Raw genomic sequence first — 18,937 nt, 5'->3', positions numbered from 1 at the left:
TTTCTTTTTAATATTCTAGTGAACTTTAGAAATCTTATCCACCAAGGTAGGCCTTGCGGACTTCTTCTGAGGCTAAGAGTTCTTTTCCTGTTCCGGTAAGAACGACTTTCCCTGTTTCCAAAACATAACCGCGGTCTGCGATAGCAAGGGCCTTATTGGCATTTTGCTCGATCAAGAGAACAGTTGTTCCTTGTTTTTGGATATCTTGGATGATATCAAAGATTTCTTGCATAAAGATTGGAGCCAATCCCATAGAAGGTTCATCCAGAAGCAAGAGTTTTGGCGTTGACATAAGTGCACGACCCATTGCCAGCATTTGTTGTTCCCCACCAGATAGGGTTGCTGCATCTTGGTTCTTCCGTTCTTCCAAACGTGGGAAACGGGAGAAGACTTTCTTCAAGTTAGCTTGATTTTCTTCTCGATCTTTCTTCAAGAAAGCTCCCATCTCCAAGTTTTCCATAACAGTTAAGCCTGGAAAGACGTGGCGGCCTTCTGGAACTTGAGAGAGTCCGGCTGCTACAATCTTTTGAGCAGGAACCTTTTGAATCTCCTGTCCCAAAAACTCGATTTTCCCAGCACTTGGACGCACCAAACCTGAAATGGTACGAAGAATAGATGTTTTCCCAGCACCGTTAGCACCGATAAGAGAAACAACTTCCCCTTCGTTTACCTCGAAACTGACATCACGGACAGCCTGGATCATGCCATAGTGTACAGAAAGATTTTCAACTTTTAACATAGACATTAGGCTTCACCTCCTAGATAGGCTTCGATTACGCGTTTGTTGGTCTTGATTTCATCTGGCGTCCCATGGGCAATCAAGCGACCATATTCCAATACATAAATCCGTTCTGTTACTTCCATAACCAAGCTCATATCGTGCTCGATCAGCATGATCGTAATATTAAATTCTTTTTGAATGCGACGGATCAATTGGGTCAATTCTGCTGTTTCTTGAGGGTTCATCCCTGCAGCAGGCTCATCCAAGAAGAGGATTTTTGGCTCTGTAGCAAGGGCACGAACGATCTCCAAGTGACGTTGTTGTCCGTAAGCTAAGTTTTTGGCCAAGGTATCTGCTTCTTTTTCCAAACCAAAAATCGCTAACAATTCAAGGGCTTTCGCTTTCAAAGCTTCTTCATTCTTGTAATAGCTTGGCAAGCGGAAAAGACTCGCAAAGACATGTGGTTTGTGGTGATTGGCAAAGGCAATCAAGACATTATCCAAAACGCTCAAATCTTTAAAGAGACGAATATTTTGGAAAGTCCGTCCCAGACCACCTGCAGCGATTTTATAAGGTGCTTTACCATTTAGGAGCTGACCATCTAAGGTAATGGTCCCTTCACTTGGTTCATATACCCCTGTTAGGAGGTTGAAGAGGGTTGTTTTACCGGCACCGTTGGGTCCGATCAACCCAACCAATTCCCCTTCATTGAGTTCCATGGTCACATCCCCAACGGCTGTCAAACCACCAAAGTTTTTTGTTAAATTTTTTACTTCAAGAAGTGCCATTAGTTAGCCTCCTTTTTTGAGAGTAGTTTTTTCAAGCTGAATTCCCATGTTCCAAGAAGACCACCTGGACGGAAGATCATCACGAGAATCAAAGCCAATGAGTAAATGATCATACGGACACTTGAGAAGTCTTGAAGCACCATGTTCAAGATACCCAAGACGATGGCTGCTACAACTGTTCCTGACATTGATCCTAAACCACCAAACACGACAATGATCAAGACATTAATGGTATTGGTGAAAGAGTAATCTTTAGGAACAACAGAGCCAATAAAGCCGGCTTGGAGAGATCCAGCAATCGCCGCTGTGATCGCACCAAATACAAAGGCGATGACTTTGACCTTGGTCGTATTGATCCCAACAGATTCTGCCGCGATTTCATCTTCACGAACAGAAAGGGTAGAGCGTCCAATTGGACTGCGTAAGAAGTTAATCGTAAAGATCGTTGTAATTACAACAAAGAGGTAAACCAATTGCCAAGTTGTAAAGGCCGGCAAACCAAGGATCCCAGCGGCACCATTTGTTAGAGTACCACCATTGACGATCAAGATCCGGATGATTTCAGAAACCCCAAGTGTCGCAATCGCGAGGTAGTCCCCTTTCAAACGAAGGGTTGGAACCCCAACGATCAAGGCAACGACACCAGCAATCAAAGCACCTAAAACCATCGCACCAAAGAAGGCCCCGTAGGTTGGTGATTTGGAACCGAGAATGGCTGCAGAATAGGCACCAATCGCCATAAATCCGGCATGCCCAAGTGAGAATTGACCTGAGAAACCAACGATGAGGTTCAAGCCAACTGCAAGGATAATATTAATTCCGATTTGTTCTAAAATTTGGATATAGAAGAGATTGAGCACACCCGCTGCAACCAAGACTTGGATCAAGGCAAAACCTGCGACCAAAAGACCAAGCCAGACTAAATTCACTTTTAAATTTTGTTTCATGGCTTACACCTTCTCTTTCACATTTTTACCGAGGATACCTGCTGGACGGATGAGCAAGATCACAATCAAGATGGCATACACAATGGCATCACGGAAGTCTGAAAGACCGATCGCTGTAGCGAAGGTTTCCAACAAACCGATGACAAATCCACCTAGGGCAGCACCTGGAATGATTCCGATCCCTCCAAGAACGGCTGCGACAAAGGCTTTGATCCCTGGTGTCATCCCCATCAAAGGCTCGATCGAGTTGTAATACAAACCGATCAAAACACCACCAGCACCTGCCAAGGCTGATCCCAAAGCAAAGGTAAAGCTGATCGTACGGTTTACGTTAATCCCCATCAATTGAGCCGCATCGCTATCAACAGATACAGCCCGCATGGCTTTCCCCATCTTTGTCTTTTGGATAATAAATTGAAGAGCGACCATCAAGAAAACAGACACTCCCAAGATCATCAACTGAATGTTGGAGATGGAAATCGGACCGAAGTTGTAACGAACCGTGTGAATAACTTGAGGGAAGGAACGGGTATTGGCACCTACGAAGAAGACCATCCCATATTCGAGCAAGAAGGAGACACCGATGGCTGTGATCAAGGCAGCAATCCGAGTCGAATGACGAAGCGGACGATAAGCCAGGTATTCAATCACAACCCCTAAAATAGCTGTCCCAACCATGGCTAGAAGCAAGGCTACAAAGAAGTTCACTTTCCATGAATTCAATAAGAAATACCCCATAAAGGCACCTACCATGTAGATATCCCCATGGGCAAAGTTGATCAATTTGATAATTCCATACACCATGGTATAACCAAGGGCCAAGAGTGCATAGACACTTCCCAAGATTAGACCGTTCACTAATTGCTGGAGCATTTGAACCATCCTTTCTAACAATAAAGAGCGAGGCCAGGAATTTTTATTCTCCCAGCCTCTTGTACAAACAACAAATGATAATTATGGTTTAACAGACTCAACAGATTTGACTTTACCATCTTTCAAGCCAATCATAAGAGCTGATTTAACCGGATTGTGGTTCTTGTCGATTGACATTGTACCAGTCACACCTTCCAAGTCTTTCAACTTCGCAAGGTTGTCTTTTAATTCGACAGAGTTCTTAGCACCTTTAGATGCTTCTGCAACCATGTAAACTGAGTCATAAGCCAAAGCTGCGAACATTGAAGGTTCTTCGTCGTATTTCGCTTTGTATGCTTCTACGAATTTCTTAGCTTTATCAGTCATTTCACCTTCAGTAGAGAATCCAGCTACGTAGTAGATATCAGTAGCTGCAGCAGGTGTTGCTTGTTCAACGAATTTAGCATCGCTAAATCCATCCCCACCAATGATTGGTTGTTTGATTCCCATACCACGTGCTTGGTTTACGATTTTACCAGTTTCAGTGTAGTACCCTGGAAGGACAATCGCATCGAAGTCTTTGTCTTTGATTTTTGTAAGAGCAGCTTGGAAGTCTGTATCCTTAGATTGGAATGTTTCTGTTGCTACGATTTCACCTTTGTAAGATTTCTTGAAGGCTTCAGCAATCCCTTTCGCATAGTCAGATGAGTTATCGTAGTAAAGAACGACTTTCTTCGCTTTCAAGTTATCCGTTGTATATTTAGCAATGATTTTTCCTTGGAAACTATCGATGAAGGTTGCACGGAAGAGGTAATCTTGACCTTTTGTCAAATCATCTTGAGTTGCAGATGGTGTAACCAATGGAACACCTGCTTTACCAGCATTGGCAACGGCTGCTGCAGTAGCACCTGAAGTTGCAAGTCCTACAAGAGCGTTCACTTTTGATTGAGTGACAAGGTTTGTAGTGACTGTAGCTGCTTCAGCTGTTTCAGATTTGTTATCTTTATCTGTGACAACAATCTTCTTACCGTCAGCTCCACCCTTAGCGTTGATTTCATCAACGGCCAATTGAGCACCTTTTTGTTCAGCACTACCGTAGGCTGCTACTTCACCAGTTTTTTCAAAGTTAAAACCGACTTTTAGTTCCTTGCCGATTTCGTTACCAGTTGTGTTTGAACCTGAAGTAGAAACTTCACCACAAGCAGCAAGAAGAGCGACACTTGCAATGGTTAAAAATGAAAGAGCAAATTTTTTCTTCATTAGTAATGATCTCCTTAAATGAATCTTAAAATAAATACATTAAGAATATACCGAATTATCTGACAATTGTCAATAAAAAAAGCGCAATCCATCAAATGATTGCGTTTTCTAACCTTCTGTGACCAAAGATGGGATCTCCAATCGTTGCAAACTCCCCACAAAATCTGTATCTAAATCTTTAAGATGGCAAGGCAAGACCTTTTTGACATAACGTTCTTTCTTTAAGTCTTCCATGACTTGATCGGCCTTGTCACTGTCCACATACAATTGGACATAACGGCATTTCTTAGAATGGTACAAAACATCTCCGACAGATTGTAATTTTTTCCCGTCTCGATTGTAATACAATTTAACAATTAAGCCTGTTCTTTCTTGTTTCTCAAACATAGTCAATCCCTTTCTCGTTCTGTTACTAGTATATCAAATTTCAAGAAAAAGAACTACTCTTTTATGAGAGCAAAAAAGAGAGTGGGACAGAAATCGGTAATTCGTTAGAATTCGATTTCGTCGTCCCACCTCCGCACAGTTGAGTAGGGCTGTAAAAGCTGATGAAATCAGCGTAGTAGAGCCCACTCAACCACTGCGTTTTGCTCGACAATCCAAAAATAATTGAGAGGCTAGGACTTTTGTCCCAGCCTCTTGACGGACCTTCCCACAGGATGGTTTAGCCCAATTTATTATTGGCCATGATTTCATCAATAAAGCCATATTCAAGTGTTTCTTGTGCGCTCATCCAATTGTCACGCTCCGCATCAGCATGCACTTTTTTAATGGATTGACCTGAATTTTCCGCAAGGATTTTTTCCAAGTTATTCCGTGTTTTGAGCAAGTGTTCTGCTGCAATCGCCATATCGGTTTGTTGGGTACCACCACCAGTACCACCCATTGGTTGGTGAATCATATACTCGGCGTTTGGCAACATGAAGCGTTTGCCCTTCGCACCGCTTGAAGCGATAATAGTTCCCATAGAAGCAGCCATCCCCATAACAATGGTTTGGACATCTGACTTGATAAAGTTCATAGTATCTACAATGGCAAGACCTGCTGAGACAGAGCCCCCTGGGGTATTGATATACATATAGATATCTTTTGTATTATCTTGGGCATCCAAGAAGAGCAATTGAGCGATAATGGAGTTAGCCATTTGGTCCTCAACTGGTCCTGTTACCATGATAATTCGATCTTTCAACAGACGGGAATAAATATCGTAAGAACGTTCTCCACGACTGGTTTGTTCAATAACTACTGGAATCATCTATTCTTCTCCTTTAGTATCCATTCATTCTCACAATTCGTGAGGTTCAAAGTATATGTGCTATTATAAACCAATGGTCAAAAAAGGTCAAATCTTAAGCACCTTTCGGACGAATCATGAATGGTTTCTTATTTGGTACCGAATAAACGGTCACCTGCATCCCCAAGACCAGGAACAATATAGCCATGTTCATTCAAATGATCATCGAGGGCTGCTGTAAAGATATCAACATCTGGGTGAGCTTCTTGAAGAGCTTTCACCCCTTCTGGCGCTGATACCAAGCAGACAAATTTGATATGGCTAGCACCACGTTTTTTCAAGGAATCAATCGCCAGAATAGCGGATCCACCCGTAGCAAGCATAGGGTCTACTACAAAGATACGACGTTGATCAATATCTTCTGGCAATTTCACCAAGTATTCAACTGGTTTCAAGGTTTCTTCATCACGGTACATCCCGATATGGCCAACCTTAGCAGCTGGTACCAAACTCAAGAGACCATCAACCATCCCAATCCCTGCACGAAGAATTGGGACAATAGCCAATTTCTTACCCGCGATTTGTTTTTGAACGGTTTTGGTAATAGGAGTTTCAATTTCAACATCCTCAAGAGGCAATTCACGCAACACTTCGTAGCCCATCAACATAGCAATCTCATCTACCAATTCACGAAAGGCCTTCGTAGAGGTATCTGTACGACGAAGAATAGATAATTTGTGTTGAATCAGTGGATGTGTAATAACTTCTAGTTTTCCCATTTTTGAGATCCTTCTTTCTAAGCTGTTATTATTCAAAAAAGAGCTATGATAAAAGTGGAGTCAAGCTCTACTCTTTCTTTCAGTCCCTCTTTAATACTCACAGCACATGGAAATCTTCATTTCCAACTTTACATTCGTCTTATTATACCAAATTTTACAAAAAAAAGAGAGCCCTTACACTTAATTTTTTAAGTTCGGACTCACTCTTTCTATCAATCAATTATAACCATTCTTTGTATTTCTTAATATAGATACGTTTGACAACCGTCACACTCAGCATATAGAGGACGATAATCGCAAACAATAGAACAAAGTACAATCCATTTAGTTGGCTCAACTTCAAGATAGAAGCCAAAGGACTATATGGAAGGGAGGTTACAAAGAAGGCCGCTGCTAGAGTCGTCACCACGACTGAGAAGGCTGGACGACTTTGGATAAATGGCAGTTTTGGTGAACGCAACATATGGATAACCATGGTTTGAGACCACATAGATTCGATAAACCATCCAGTTTGGAACACCATGATAAAGGCTGCTGCATCTGCTGCTCCATGGTTGTAGCCATGACCTAAAATCATAGGAACAACAAGGAAGTAAAGAAGCATGTAGGTAATAATATCAAATACTGATGAAATTGGACCGATCCAGGCCATAAAACGCATGATAGAGTTTGCTTCCCAGATACGAGGTTTCTTGAGGAATTCCTTGTCGACATTGTCAAAAGGAAGGGCGATACAAGAAAGATCATAGATAAGATTGAGCACAATTAAATGAACAGGAGCCATCGGAAGGAAAGGCAAAAAGATGCTGGCAAAGAGAAGAGAAAAGATGTTCCCGAAGTTAGAAGAGACCGTCATCTTGATGTACTTGGTCATATTGGCATAGACCTTGCGGCCTTCAACCAAACCTTTTTCAAGGACCATCAAGTCCTTATCTAGAAGGATGACATCTGCCGTTTCTTTGGCAATATCAACAGCTGTATCCACGGAGATCCCAACGTCTGAGACCTTCATAGATGGAGCATCGTTAATCCCATCTCCCATGTAACCAACCTTGTGGCCATTGTTCTTGAGGCTGAGGATGATCCGCGCTTTTTGATCTGGTGATAATTTGGCAAAGACCGTTGTTGTTTCCACAACTTGTGCTAACTCTTGGTCAGTCATCGTATCGATTTCGCTTCCCAAAAGAATCCGCTCGACATCTAGTCCTACTTTTTCACAGACAGCTTGGGTGACCTTTTCATTGTCCCCAGTTAAGATCTTGGTGGTTACGCCATATTCTGCAAGAGCTTTGATAGCGGGAGCTGCAGAAGGTTTTGGTGGATCAAGAAAGGCAAGGTAACCGGTTAGGATCATGTCTCCTTCATCTTCAACACTAAAGATGTCATTTTCGTCCAAGTCAGTTTTGTAGCTGACTCCCAAAACACGAAGACCTTGTTCATTTAATTGAGCAACTTCAGCGAGGACCTCTTGACGGACTTCATCTGTCAGTCGTTTAATCTCTCCCTTGTACTCAACATAAGTCGATACAGAAAGCATTTCTTCCAAGGCACCCTTGGTCACCATGCTGACCACACCGTCTTCGTCTTTGACAATGACACTCATGCGACGACGTTCAAAATCAAAGGGCAATTCATCAATCTTATGGAAGGTTTGATCCAGATCGCGAACAATCTCATGTTTCTTGGCTTCTTTCTGGGTTCGATTGATAATCGCCCGGTCCATCAAATTTTTTAGCCCGGTTTGGAAATAGGAATTCAAGTAAGCCCGACGAAGAACTGATAGATCCAATTCGCCATGGATATCAAGCGGATACTCCAAAACGATTTCATCTTGGGTCAAGGTACCTGTCTTATCTGTACACAAAATATCAATAGCCCCAAGGTCTTGGATGGCATTGAGTTTTTTGATAACGACTTTTTCCTTGGCCATGATGATGGAGCCCTTAGCTAGACTCGCGGTAATAATCATCGGCAACATTTCAGGAGTCAAACCAACCCCAACGCTGAGGGCAAAGACACCCGCTTCTAACCAGTCACCATCTGTGAGGCCATTGATCACAAAGACAACGGGCACCATCACTAACATGAGCCGAATCAAGAGCCAAGAGATGGTATTCATTTCTCTCTCAAATGAGGTTGGTTCGTCATAGGTGTTGATGGTTTGCTCAATAGCTCCCATCATGGTTTCATCCCCCACGACCAAGACCAAAGCTGTCGCCCGTCCGGAGATGACATTGGTTCCCATAAAGGCCAAGCTCTCACTCTCCAAGAGACTCTCTAGATTTTGACTGTCGGCTTTTCTGAGACAAACCTTTTCAACAGCATCACTTTCCCCTGTGAGACCAGATTGTTGGACAAAGAAGTCACGGGAATCGATCAAGACCACATCAGCTGGAATCATATCGCCGGCACTCAGTTTGATCACATCTCCTGCGACGATTTCATCGATCGGAATTTCTTGTTCTGATCCATCACGAAGAACGGTCGCTGTATTGACAATCATACGTGATAAGTTGCTAGCTGCTTTGTCGCTCCGCAATTCTTGAATGAAGCGGATACCACCAGAGATCAAGACCAAGGTCACAATGATGATGGAGGTCGTTGGATCCTGTTCACCTGGTTTTGCTAGCCAGACATTAGTGATGAAGGAAACCAGCGCAATGACCAACAAAATCACCGTAAAAGGATTGATAATCGATTCATAGATCTTTTTGATCATGGAATCTTCTTGACCTTTTGTGATGACATTTTCGCCATAAATATCGCGGTTTTCTTCTACTTGATCGTCAACTAGACCAAGGGCACTGGTTTTGTAGGTGGCAAAGGTGCTTTCAAGTGGTTCTTGAAGAGCAGCAATGAGTCTTTCTTTATTTGTTTGCATTGGTATCTCCTTTTTCAATCAGGAGCCAATCACTTTTGGAGTCCCTATGACACAAATCAGCGATTGGCTGGTTCGGTGCGGTTCGGGATGATCGTCGATTTGTATCATAGCTCTCTCCTTTCTCTCTTCTTGGTAAGGCATAAAAAAGAGTCCTACCCTCGATCGGTAGGACTCATGAAACTCGTCATTTATTTTTCAATCAAAACTCTCAAAAAACTGACCGTCCAAGCTTTAGCTCCACAAGGCAATGAAATGAGCTTAGTCTTGACCTTTGCGATCAGGACTGTTGACCAACGAGTAGTGTCTCCACTGCTTTGCGGTAGTCATCCGTATCCTTGTGGTAGCCTCACCTACCGTATTTCGAGTTTATTGTACTCCTTCACTTACAGAAAGTCAACACTTATTTGTGAAAAGTTTCCACCAAGCGTTTGGTGATTTCTTCAATGAGGGTGAAGGGAGCTGCCACATTGAGGCGGGCATGCAAGTTTCCTTCTTTTCCAAAATCTGTTCCACGGTTCAAAATCAATTTGGCTTGGTCATGAATTTTAGCATGCAGCTCATCATCGGTATAAGGATAGGCTGAAAAGTCCAACCAAAGAAGATAGGTGCCTTGGGGTTTCATGACACGAATTTTGGTCTTTTCATGCAATTCATCTACCACATAGTCGATGTGTTTTTCAAAGACTTGCTTGAGCTCTGTCAACCAAGGTTTACCATGGCGATAAGCCGCTTCTGTTGCAATATAGCCCAAGCCTGAGATTTCATGTTGGTTATTGGCCAATTGCCGTTGTTTAAAAGCCGTACGAAGCTTTGGATTTTCAATGACCACATAGGAATTTTTTGTTCCTGCAATATTGAAAGTCTTAGTTGCACTGGTTAAGATCAAGCTGAAATCTTTAAAGCTTGGATCAACCGTATTAAAGCTGGTATGACGGTGGCCAAACAAGGCCAAATCTTGGTGGATCTCATCTGAAACGAGAAGGACACCATGTTTTTGACAGAGGCGGCCGATTTTTTCCAAGACTTCACGATCCCATACACGGCCTCCAGGATTGTGCGGATTACACAAAACATAGAGTTTCACCTTTTGCTCCACAATGTCTTTTTCCAGCTGATCAAAATCAATTTGGAAAAGACCATCCTTTTCAACTAATGAATTTTCGATCAATTTTCGACGATTGAGTTTGACACTTCTGGCAAATGGAGGATAGACCGGTGTATTGATTAAGACAGCATCCCCTTCCTTAGTAAAGGCTTGAATAGCTGTTGAAATAGCCGGAACAACGCCTTCGATAAAGACGACAGCTTCCTTGTCAAAGGAATAGCCATGTTCTTCTTTTTCCCAATCAAGGATAGACTGGTAGAGGCTATCCGATGCATAGGTGTAGCCGTAGACCATTTGGTCTGCATAGCCGATCACCGCTTCTCGTACTTCTGGAATGACATTAAAATCCATGTCCGCGATCCAAGCTGGAATGATTTCTGGATCTGTCTCTGTTTCTTTCCACTTGTAGGTATGGTGGGGCAAGCGATTCGGTAAAGTCGTGAAATCATATTTGGTCATCTTAAGCCTCCAATGCTTGTTTCAAATCTTCAATCAAATCATCTGCATCTTCGATTCCGATGGACAAACGAAGAAGATCATCTGTCAAACCGTATGAATGGCGAACTTCTGCAGGAATGTCCGCATGAGTCTGAGTGGTAGGATAAGTGATCAAGCTTTCAACTCCGCCAAGGCTTTCTGCAAAGGTAAAGACTTGAAGGGAATTCAACAAGTTAGGAATTTTTTTCTCATCTTGAATTTTAAAGGAGACCATTCCACCTTTTCCAGTGTAGAGGACTTCTTTGACCTGAGGGGAGGTTTTCAAAAACTCTACCACCTTGCGAGCATTCTCTGTGGAGCGCTCCATCCGAATAGAAAGCGTCTTGAGACCACGGATCAAGAGATAGCTGTCAAATGGTGAAAGAACAGCACCTGTCGTGTTCAAATTGTAAAAGAGTTTGTCATACAAGTCTGCATCATTTGTCACGACAACACCAGCCAAGACATCGTTGTGACCAGCTAGGTACTTGGTTGCTGAATGAAGAACAATATCCGCTCCCTCTTCAATCGGACGTTGATAGATCGGGCTATAGAAGGTATTGTCCACCACGACTTTGGCACCTTTTGCATGGGCCAATTTGGCTAAACGAGCAATATCAAATTCCAACATCAATGGATTGGTTGGTGTTTCAATATAGAGGACATCCACCGGATCATGATCTAGATGGTGGATCAGTTCTTCTTCTGTATTGGCATAGGTGAAAGAGAAACGACCTTCTTGCTCTTGTTGGTTAAACCAGCGGAAAGAACCGCCATAAAGGTCACGAACGGCTAAGACTTTTGAACCAACTGGGAAAATGCTAAAAGCAAGCACAATAGCTGACATTCCAGAGCTTGTCGCCAAAGCATAGTCTGCACTTTCGATAGCTGCCAAAGTCTTCTCAGCTGTTGCGCGTGTTGGATTTTTCGTACGGGTATAGTCAAAACCTGTAGACTGACCAAATTCTGGGTGTTGGTAAGTCGTAGAGAAATGCAAAGGAGTCGTCAAAGCTCCTGTTGCTTTATCCGACTTGATTCCTGCCTGTGCCAAAATCGTATTGATATTGCGTTTTTTACTCATATTGCCCTCCGATAAACATTCAATCTAACTGATTACTATTTTATCACTATTATGAGGAGAGCGGTTTTCCCATTTTCAAGACCTAGCTATAGTTTCAAACTATAAGAAAAGGCTGGGCACTTTTTACCCAGCCTTTGATTTATTTAATCCGGAATTTTTGTCTGAGACGTGCAGCTTGACCTCCGATAAAGCGGTCAAAATACCGTAGCCATAATCCTAAGGCTCCATAAATAGCAACTCCTAATCCGCCAATGACGATGATATAAATCATGCTCGATACACGGCCATTTGGTGGGAAAATCCAGCCCAAAATCAAACCGGCGATCAAGACTCCAAGTAGCATCACCACAGTCAGGATAGAACCAAGTAAGGTCCGCTTGAAGACGATGGTTCGATTAAACTGAGTGATAGTTTGGATCTCCCGATACATGAGGACGATTGGCACCATTAATGCAATGGTCGTTGACAAAAGTGGCCCGTAAGAACGAAAGACCAAAATAAATGGAATTTGTAGGACCAATTTCACCACTACACCATAAAGGAAGTAGCGAATGGCCTTGCGATTTTGAAAGAGGGCTTGAATCATCGGAGACAAAACTGTGTAAAGACCGAGAATTACGGTCTGCAACATCGCTACGGTGAAGAGTCCTAAGGCCAAGCCATCTGGTTGCCCATAGAAAACCGTATAAAGTGGTTTTGCGACTGCTACTGCACCAAAGGTGGCTGGAAGCAAGAAAGCTAGCAACATGGTCAAGTTATCCTGTACGAGCTTCCCAGCTGCTTTTAGGTCCCCCTTCACATAATTCTCTGTCAACAGAGGAATCCCAACTCCCCCAATCGAAGTCGCTACCGCAATCAAGATCATGGTGATTTTGTTTGGATTAGCAGAGAAATAACTAAACATGACCAAGAGCTGCTTTTGACTATAGTCTGTGAACCAAGACATGACATTGATAAAGGTCATCTGGTCAACAATTTGGAAGAGCTGAATGGCGGAACCAGTGATAATAAAAGGAATGGCCTCACGAATCGTATCGATCAAGAGAGCCCGAGTATCAATCCCTTCACTTCCCTCTTGCTTTCTAAAAATAGAAGAGAGCAAGCCTGTCTTTGCAAGGTAATAAAAGAGCACCAACAGGCTCGCTCCCATACCGATAAAGGCCGCAAAGGTCGACTGCGTCACAGCCTGCACATAGTCTCCTGAGCCAATCTTCATAATGAAGAAGGTCGTGAGCAACATCCAGATGACCCGGATCACTTGTTCAGCGATCTGGCTAATGGCGTAAGGCTTCATGTTGTTAAAACCTTGGAAAAATCCCCGAATGACACTCATCGAAGGAAAGATCAAGACAGCCCAAGAAAGGCTCTGCATGATCGGAATCAACTCTTTTCCCCCACCTGAAAGACTCGCAAAAACAGGAGACAAAAGATACATGAGGATGGCAAATCCTAGGCCTAAAATTCCCATGAATTTTAAGAAGCCCCGAATCAAAGCAAAGCTATGGTCGGCTTGGTCCCGGGTATTGTATTTGGCTACTTGCTTGGCAACAGCTACGGGTACCCCGGCTGTCGAAATCAAGAGAAACCAAGCATAGATATTGTAACCCATTGTAAAAAGACCATTGGCTTGTGGCCCATATTTTCCCATCCAAATATACCAAGGAATAATATACGCAGCCCCTAGCAAACGGCTGATAAAGTTGCTGGCTGTCATCCAGGCAGTCCCGCGTAGCATCTGGGCTTGCTGGTCATTTTGTTCGTGACTCATTGGTGTCCTCTTTCGTTTCTTCTTCTCTTCATTATAAACTTTTCCATGACACTTGTAAAATAGGGACTTTAGGTTTACAATAGTTTTATGATTACAATTGAACAAACCCTCAACATTTTAAAACATGACCAAAATTTCCGAGAAATTCTAGTAAATGGTGAATACTACTACCATCTAGAAGGAACAAGTTTTGATGCTATTAGCTATGATAGCCGGAAGGTTTCTGCTAGCACCCTCTTTTTTGTCAAAGGGGCCAACTTCAAAAAAGAATACCTGGAACAGGCTATTTCTAATGGACTCGGCTTTTATGTCTCTGAAAAAGATTATGAAGTTGGTATTCCTGCTATCCTCGTCAATGATATCAAACAGGCCATGAGCTTAATTGCCATGGAGTTTTATGGGCACCCTGAGAAACAATTAAAACTATTGGCCTTCACAGGGACTAAGGGAAAGACAACCGCGGCCTATTTTGCTTACCATATTTTGGAACAAAGTCACCGACCAGCTATGCTGTCTACCATGAATACGACACTGGATGGTAAAAACTTCTTTAAATCGACCCTGACAACGCCAGAGAGTTTGGATCTTTTTGCCATGATGGCTGAGGCAGTAGCCAATGATCGGACCCACCTGATTATGGAAGTTTCCAGTCAAGCTTATTTGGTGAAACGGGTTTACGGTCTGACTTTTGACGTTGGTGTTTTTCTCAACATCAGTCCTGACCATATTGGCCCGATTGAACACCCAACTTTTGAGGATTATTTCTACCACAAACGTCTCCTCATGAAGAATAGCCAAGCCGTTGTCATCAATAGCGATATGGATCATTTCCAAGTCTTAGCGGACCAAGTCGCAAACCAAGACCACGATTTTTATGGAAGCCAGTCTGAGAATCAAATTAAAGACTCTAAGGCCTTTAGCTTTTCTGTCACTGGCAAGCTGGCGGGAGATTATGATACCCAGCTCATCGGTCACTTCAACCAAGAAAATGCTGTGGCAGCAGGTCTTGCCTGTCTTCGTCTAGGTACGAGCCTCGAGGATATCCAAAAAGGAATTGCCAAGACGCGCGTTCCAGGCCGAATGGAAGTCTTGACTCAGAAAAACGGCGCTAAGGTCTTCATCGACTACGCCCATAATGGAGATAGCTTGAAAAAACTGCTCTCAGTTGTCGAAACCCATCAAACGGGGACCATTTCACTGGTCCTTGGATCAACTGGGAATAAAGGAGAGAGCCGTCGCAAAGACTTTGGCTTACTCTTAGAAGACCATCCTGAAATCCAAGTCTTCCTCACAGCGGATGATCCCAACTATGAAGATCCCTTGGCTATCGCTGAAGAGATTAGCAGCTTCATCACGCGCCCTGTTGAGAAAATCGCAGATCGCGAAGAAGCTATTCAGCTGGCTATGGCAACAACCAGCAAGCCTGAAGATGCCGTCATTATCGCCGGAAAAGGAGCTGACTGCTACCAAATCGTCAATGGCGTAAAAGAAGAATATCCAGGTGATGCCGCCATCGCTGAACGTTACCTATAATCAAACGAAAGAAGGCTAGGAAAATTCTTAGCCTTAAAATGTAGATAACTTATTTTAAAGTAAAAAAGTTAAACAATACTACAAAAAAATGAGTTCTATTTTTTAAATCGATTTAAGAAAATACCGAAACTTTCCGCTGTGAGAAAAGTGTCTGAAACAATAACGTTTCAGGCACTCGGAATTATTGAGACCTTAGGCTCAATAATTAGTCATGGAACTTCAAAGAAGTTCGCTGACGTCCGTACTCACTTAAGGAAAGTTTTTAAGATGACTTTGTCTTCAATCCGAGGCTAGGAAGTTTTCCTAGCCTCTTTCTATTGTTTGATAAACATCAGTCTTTCCTTGTCCAAGTCCACTGCTAATTCATATTTGCCTTCATCATTTTTGCGGATATAGCCTAAGATTTCTAAACTATCGACAAAGATGTCCTTGCGCTTTTGCTGGACTACTTCTTTTTTGAGGAACTTGAGCAAAAAGCTAGTCATATACTTAAGAGCATACTCGGGATTGACATCTCCCAAGATGGCATAGAGCTTTTCTTGCTCCTCTGTCAAAGGGTATTGGTGTTTCACCTTGTAGAAGTAATTGGAAAGGGTCTGTGCATTTCGCTCGAAGTCCGTCTCCTCTATGAGAATCGCTTCGTTGGTAGTATTGCGGAGTTCTGTTTGGAAGACCTTTGCTTTTAATTCTTGATAAAATGCACTGTCCTCTCGGACAAAGACCTCTTGATCCAAGTCAACAAGATCAGCTGACTTCAAGAAGGGCAGGTTGAGGGTGTAGCGTTTATTTTCTCGAAGGATGAAGCCCGCTTTGATATACTCCTCCATCAGCTTATCCACTGGTTGATCTGGAAATTGGGCCTTGATTTGCCGCAGGATCACATCGTCGTGCTGATCCAAAAAGTTGATCAAGTCCTTGAAAAATGGCTGACGTGTCAAACGTGTAGGATTAATGATTGTAATCATCCAAATACCTTTCTTTAAACTGTAGCTGTGGTGATTGGGCTAACTGACTTGGATTGGTCCCGGGCTGATCCAAAGGAACCGCTAGACCAAGCTCTCTGTAGTAATCTTCCCAAAACGGACTAATCTCCTGCTCCTCATCTCCAAACTTCATGGGAATGGTTTCAAAAATAGGAAGTAGTTCAGCGATGAACTGGGAACAGTAATAACCAACTCCATCTGGATAAAAGGACGCATTGTAGGGAGCCCCTAAAAGACTCTCTGCCCGCTTTTTGACGTCTGGACAATCAATCTGCGCATAGCGATAAAGGTCATAGACTTTTCCGGCTTCGAAGAAGTCTTCAGGAGATTGGGCAAGGACGCCACCTTCCACCGTGGCATGATAAATGGAACCGTCCAAAAAGATGGCCACATGGCTATAGTTGCCAGTAGATGCCTGGATAGCTTGTCCCATTTCTGTATTTTCACTGACAAAAATCAAATCGCCCGTCTCTAACATGATCTCCTCCTAGCAAAAAAGGAGTCGAAACTCCTTTTAACGATGGATTTCCCCACCTATCATTATGCATTAAAGCTTTCTGTCAATTGAGGTACCACTTGTTTCTTACGTGAAACGGCACCTGGAAGGAAAGCGTGATTGTTTTCAAGTTTGAAGTTGAAAGCTGCTTCTACCTTGTCCATGTTGGCACCAAGAGCCAAAATTTCTGAGTTTGAGTTGACGATGTCTGTAATCATCAAAACAAAGTCTGAGTATCCGTTAGCTGCATTTGCTGCTTGGATGGCTGCTTCGATTTCAGCTTGGCGTTCCAAGACTTCAGCGATATCAACTGTATTCACTTGAGCCACACGAACGTTATTTCCGTTCAATTCAAAAGTCTTGGCATCGATGTCGATCAATTCTTCTGCTGATTTGCTTGCCAAGTTGGTACCAGCCTTGAGCATGGCAAGACCGTATTCTTCCAAGTTCACACCTGCCAATTCAGCCAATTCAGGTGCAATCACCTTATCAGATGGGTGAGTTGTTGGAGATTTCAAAAGAAGGGTATCTGAAATCAAACCTGAAAGCATCAAACCAGCGATTTCTTTTGGCACTGCTACACCGTGTTCTTTGAACATGCGGTACACGATAGAAGATGCTGATCCAACTGGTTCCAAACGCATGTAAAGTGGGCTGGCAGTTTCAAAGTTAGCCACACGGTGGTGATCCACTACACCATATACTTCTACTTCAGCGATATCTGAGACAGATTGTTGGAATTCATTGTGGTCCGTCAAGATGACTTGTTCTGCACCTTCTGCTTTAGCTGATGTGATAACGCGTGGTGCTTCCACACCAAAATAGTCCAACACGAAAGCTGTTTCTTCATTTGGAGTTCCAAGAGCCACTGCTTCTGTATCCAAACCATAAGCTTCTTTTGCAAGATAAGCAAAAGCTACAGATGAGCCAATAGCATCTGAGTCAGGATTTTGGTGACCAAAAACGAGAATTTTTGACATGTTTCTACCTCTTTATTTCATTTATAGATTCACTCTATTTTAGCACGTTTTGCCATTTAAAGAAAGGGAATAGTTGTGCATTTCAATAGAAAAGACAGCTGGAAGGCCCAACTGTCTATACTTTTTATCCTTTGACCCGTTTCAGGTAATCTTGGTAACTTTCTGTTTCCATCAAATCTTTTGCATTTTGGACCCGTTCTTTTGTCGGTGGTTTCACACCCTCCAATTTGTACGGAATTCCCAATTCACGCCATTTGAATTCCCCCATAGTATGGTAGGGCAGAATTTCAAATTTATCAACATTTTTAAGGGTTTTAACAAATTTTCCAAGTTCGATCAAATCATCATCTCGGTCTGTAAGCCCAGGCACCAAAACGTGACGAATCCAAACTGGTTTTCCAATATCAGATAGGTACTTGGCACAAGCTAAAATCGTTTTATTGGTATGGCTGGTCACAATTTTGTGTCGTTCATCATTGATTTCCTTGATATCCAGAAGCACCAAGTCTGTCACCGCCATCAAGCGGTCGAATTTTTCCAAATAACGAGGTGTATTCCGGAAAGGAAGGGCACAGGTATCCAAGGTACAATGAATGCCCAACTCTTGAGCCTTGGTGAAGAGGGCAATCAAAAAGTCAATCTGCAAGAGGGCTTCTCCTCCACTGACAGTGATTCCCCCTTTTTCGCCCCAAAATCCACGATAACGGAGGGCTTCTTCTAGGACATCATCCACTGTCCGTTCACGGGACTTGTTGGTTTCCATTGCCCAAGTATCTGGATTGTGGCAGTATTGGCACCGCATTTGACAGCCTTGAAGGAAGACAATAAAGCGGATCCCAGGTCCGTCTACTGCCCCAAAACTTTCTGTTGAGTGTACCATTCCTGTTACTTTTCCATAGTCAACTGTTTCATTTTCCATTGAGGAACCTCTTCTCTTGAAAACGTTTTATGATTTTATTATAACACGATTCCATCTATTTTAAAGAGTTTAAGCTTCTTTTTGAAAAGAATCTGTTTTTTTCAGTAGTTTTCATTGTCCTAGTACAGTTTCC

Annotated in this window: 17 protein-coding genes and 1 riboswitch; of the genes, 1 reads left to right on the top strand and 16 read right to left on the bottom strand. The window is 42.8% G+C overall.

Features of this window, described 5'->3' with window-relative positions:
* Positions 1 to 34 precede the first annotated feature (34 nt).
* The 12 genes from SM121_RS04460 to SM121_RS04405 all read right to left on the bottom strand — a co-directional run bounded on the left by SM121_RS04460 (position 35) and on the right by SM121_RS04405 (position 13,893).
* On the bottom strand, positions 35 to 745 hold the full coding sequence (locus tag SM121_RS04460) for an ABC transporter ATP-binding protein (RefSeq protein ID WP_320911253.1): 711 nt from the start codon (positions 743 to 745) through the stop codon (positions 35 to 37).
* Positions 745 to 1,509, bottom strand: coding sequence for an ABC transporter ATP-binding protein (locus SM121_RS04455; RefSeq protein ID WP_003005595.1), 765 nt, complete (start codon positions 1,507 to 1,509; stop codon positions 745 to 747). Before SM121_RS04455 ends, SM121_RS04460 begins: the two co-directional genes overlap by 1 nt.
* Positions 1,509 to 2,456, bottom strand: coding sequence for a branched-chain amino acid ABC transporter permease (locus tag SM121_RS04450; RefSeq protein WP_003008278.1), 948 nt, complete (start codon positions 2,454 to 2,456; stop codon positions 1,509 to 1,511). The genes SM121_RS04455 and SM121_RS04450 overlap by 1 nt, the downstream gene beginning before the upstream one ends.
* A 3-nt stretch (positions 2,457 to 2,459) precedes the next feature.
* Positions 2,460 to 3,329, bottom strand: a complete 870-nt coding sequence (locus tag SM121_RS04445; protein ID WP_049515409.1) for a branched-chain amino acid ABC transporter permease — start codon at positions 3,327 to 3,329, stop codon at positions 2,460 to 2,462.
* 81 nt (positions 3,330 to 3,410) lie between these two features.
* Positions 3,411 to 4,568 carry an ABC transporter substrate-binding protein gene (locus SM121_RS04440; RefSeq protein WP_320911252.1) on the bottom strand — a complete coding sequence of 386 codons (1,158 nt, stop codon included), beginning with the start codon at positions 4,566 to 4,568 and terminating at the stop codon, positions 3,411 to 3,413.
* Between the two features lie 108 nt (positions 4,569 to 4,676).
* Positions 4,677 to 4,955, bottom strand: a complete 279-nt coding sequence (locus SM121_RS04435) for a DUF2129 domain-containing protein (protein ID WP_151378658.1) — start codon at positions 4,953 to 4,955, stop codon at positions 4,677 to 4,679.
* Positions 4,956 to 5,232: 277 nt separating this feature from the next.
* Positions 5,233 to 5,823: an ATP-dependent Clp protease proteolytic subunit gene (locus SM121_RS04430; protein WP_155126695.1), complete on the bottom strand. Its 591-nt coding sequence runs from the start codon at positions 5,821 to 5,823 to the stop codon at positions 5,233 to 5,235.
* 128 nt (positions 5,824 to 5,951) lie between these two features.
* Positions 5,952 to 6,581 carry a uracil phosphoribosyltransferase gene (gene upp / locus SM121_RS04425; protein WP_003005574.1) on the bottom strand — a complete coding sequence of 210 codons (630 nt, stop codon included), beginning with the start codon at positions 6,579 to 6,581 and terminating at the stop codon, positions 5,952 to 5,954.
* A gap of 220 nt (positions 6,582 to 6,801) precedes the next feature.
* Complete coding sequence (gene mgtA, locus SM121_RS04420; RefSeq protein WP_320911251.1) at positions 6,802 to 9,462, bottom strand: magnesium-translocating P-type ATPase; 2,661 nt, start codon at positions 9,460 to 9,462, stop codon at positions 6,802 to 6,804.
* A 207-nt stretch (positions 9,463 to 9,669) separates the two neighbouring features.
* Positions 9,670 to 9,827: riboswitch (M-box (ykoK) riboswitch) on the bottom strand.
* Between the two features lie 35 nt (positions 9,828 to 9,862).
* Positions 9,863 to 11,026 (bottom strand): MalY/PatB family protein, encoded by a 1,164-nt coding sequence (locus SM121_RS04415; protein ID WP_151378661.1) that lies wholly within the window; start codon positions 11,024 to 11,026, stop codon positions 9,863 to 9,865.
* 1 nt (position 11,027) lies between these two features.
* Positions 11,028 to 12,125 (bottom strand): cystathionine gamma-synthase, encoded by a 1,098-nt coding sequence (locus SM121_RS04410; protein WP_155126689.1) that lies wholly within the window; start codon positions 12,123 to 12,125, stop codon positions 11,028 to 11,030.
* Between the two features lie 139 nt (positions 12,126 to 12,264).
* On the bottom strand, positions 12,265 to 13,893 hold the full coding sequence (locus SM121_RS04405) for a putative polysaccharide biosynthesis protein (RefSeq protein ID WP_320911250.1): 1,629 nt from the start codon (positions 13,891 to 13,893) through the stop codon (positions 12,265 to 12,267).
* A gap of 87 nt (positions 13,894 to 13,980) precedes the next feature.
* Between SM121_RS04405 and SM121_RS04400 the strand changes: the two genes are divergently transcribed.
* On the top strand, positions 13,981 to 15,426 hold the full coding sequence (locus tag SM121_RS04400) for a UDP-N-acetylmuramoyl-L-alanyl-D-glutamate--L-lysine ligase (protein WP_320911249.1): 1,446 nt from the start codon (positions 13,981 to 13,983) through the stop codon (positions 15,424 to 15,426).
* Between the two features lie 314 nt (positions 15,427 to 15,740).
* Here the strand turns inward: SM121_RS04400 and SM121_RS04395 are convergent, their stop codons facing one another.
* From SM121_RS04395 to pflA, 4 genes are all read right to left on the bottom strand, one after another.
* Positions 15,741 to 16,391 (bottom strand): DUF1803 domain-containing protein, encoded by a 651-nt coding sequence (locus SM121_RS04395; RefSeq protein WP_320911248.1) that lies wholly within the window; start codon positions 16,389 to 16,391, stop codon positions 15,741 to 15,743.
* Positions 16,375 to 16,887 (bottom strand): YiiX/YebB-like N1pC/P60 family cysteine hydrolase, encoded by a 513-nt coding sequence (locus tag SM121_RS04390; RefSeq protein WP_155172336.1) that lies wholly within the window; start codon positions 16,885 to 16,887, stop codon positions 16,375 to 16,377. The genes SM121_RS04395 and SM121_RS04390 overlap by 17 nt, the downstream gene beginning before the upstream one ends.
* A 62-nt stretch (positions 16,888 to 16,949) precedes the next feature.
* Entirely contained in the window at positions 16,950 to 17,885 is a 936-nt protein-coding gene (locus tag SM121_RS04385; protein ID WP_048689738.1) for a manganese-dependent inorganic pyrophosphatase, read from the bottom strand.
* Positions 17,886 to 18,009: 124 nt separating this feature from the next.
* The gene (gene pflA, locus SM121_RS04380; protein ID WP_003005017.1) at positions 18,010 to 18,804 is read right to left on the bottom strand and encodes a pyruvate formate-lyase-activating protein; all 795 of its coding nucleotides are present in this window, start codon (positions 18,802 to 18,804) and stop codon (positions 18,010 to 18,012) included.
* Positions 18,805 to 18,937 lie beyond the last annotated feature (133 nt).

The organism is Streptococcus sp. S1 (assembly GCF_034137685.1).
In the GTDB taxonomy this organism is placed as follows: domain Bacteria; phylum Bacillota; class Bacilli; order Lactobacillales; family Streptococcaceae; genus Streptococcus; species Streptococcus dentalis.
This window is presented reverse-complemented; position numbering and strand designations above follow the sequence as displayed.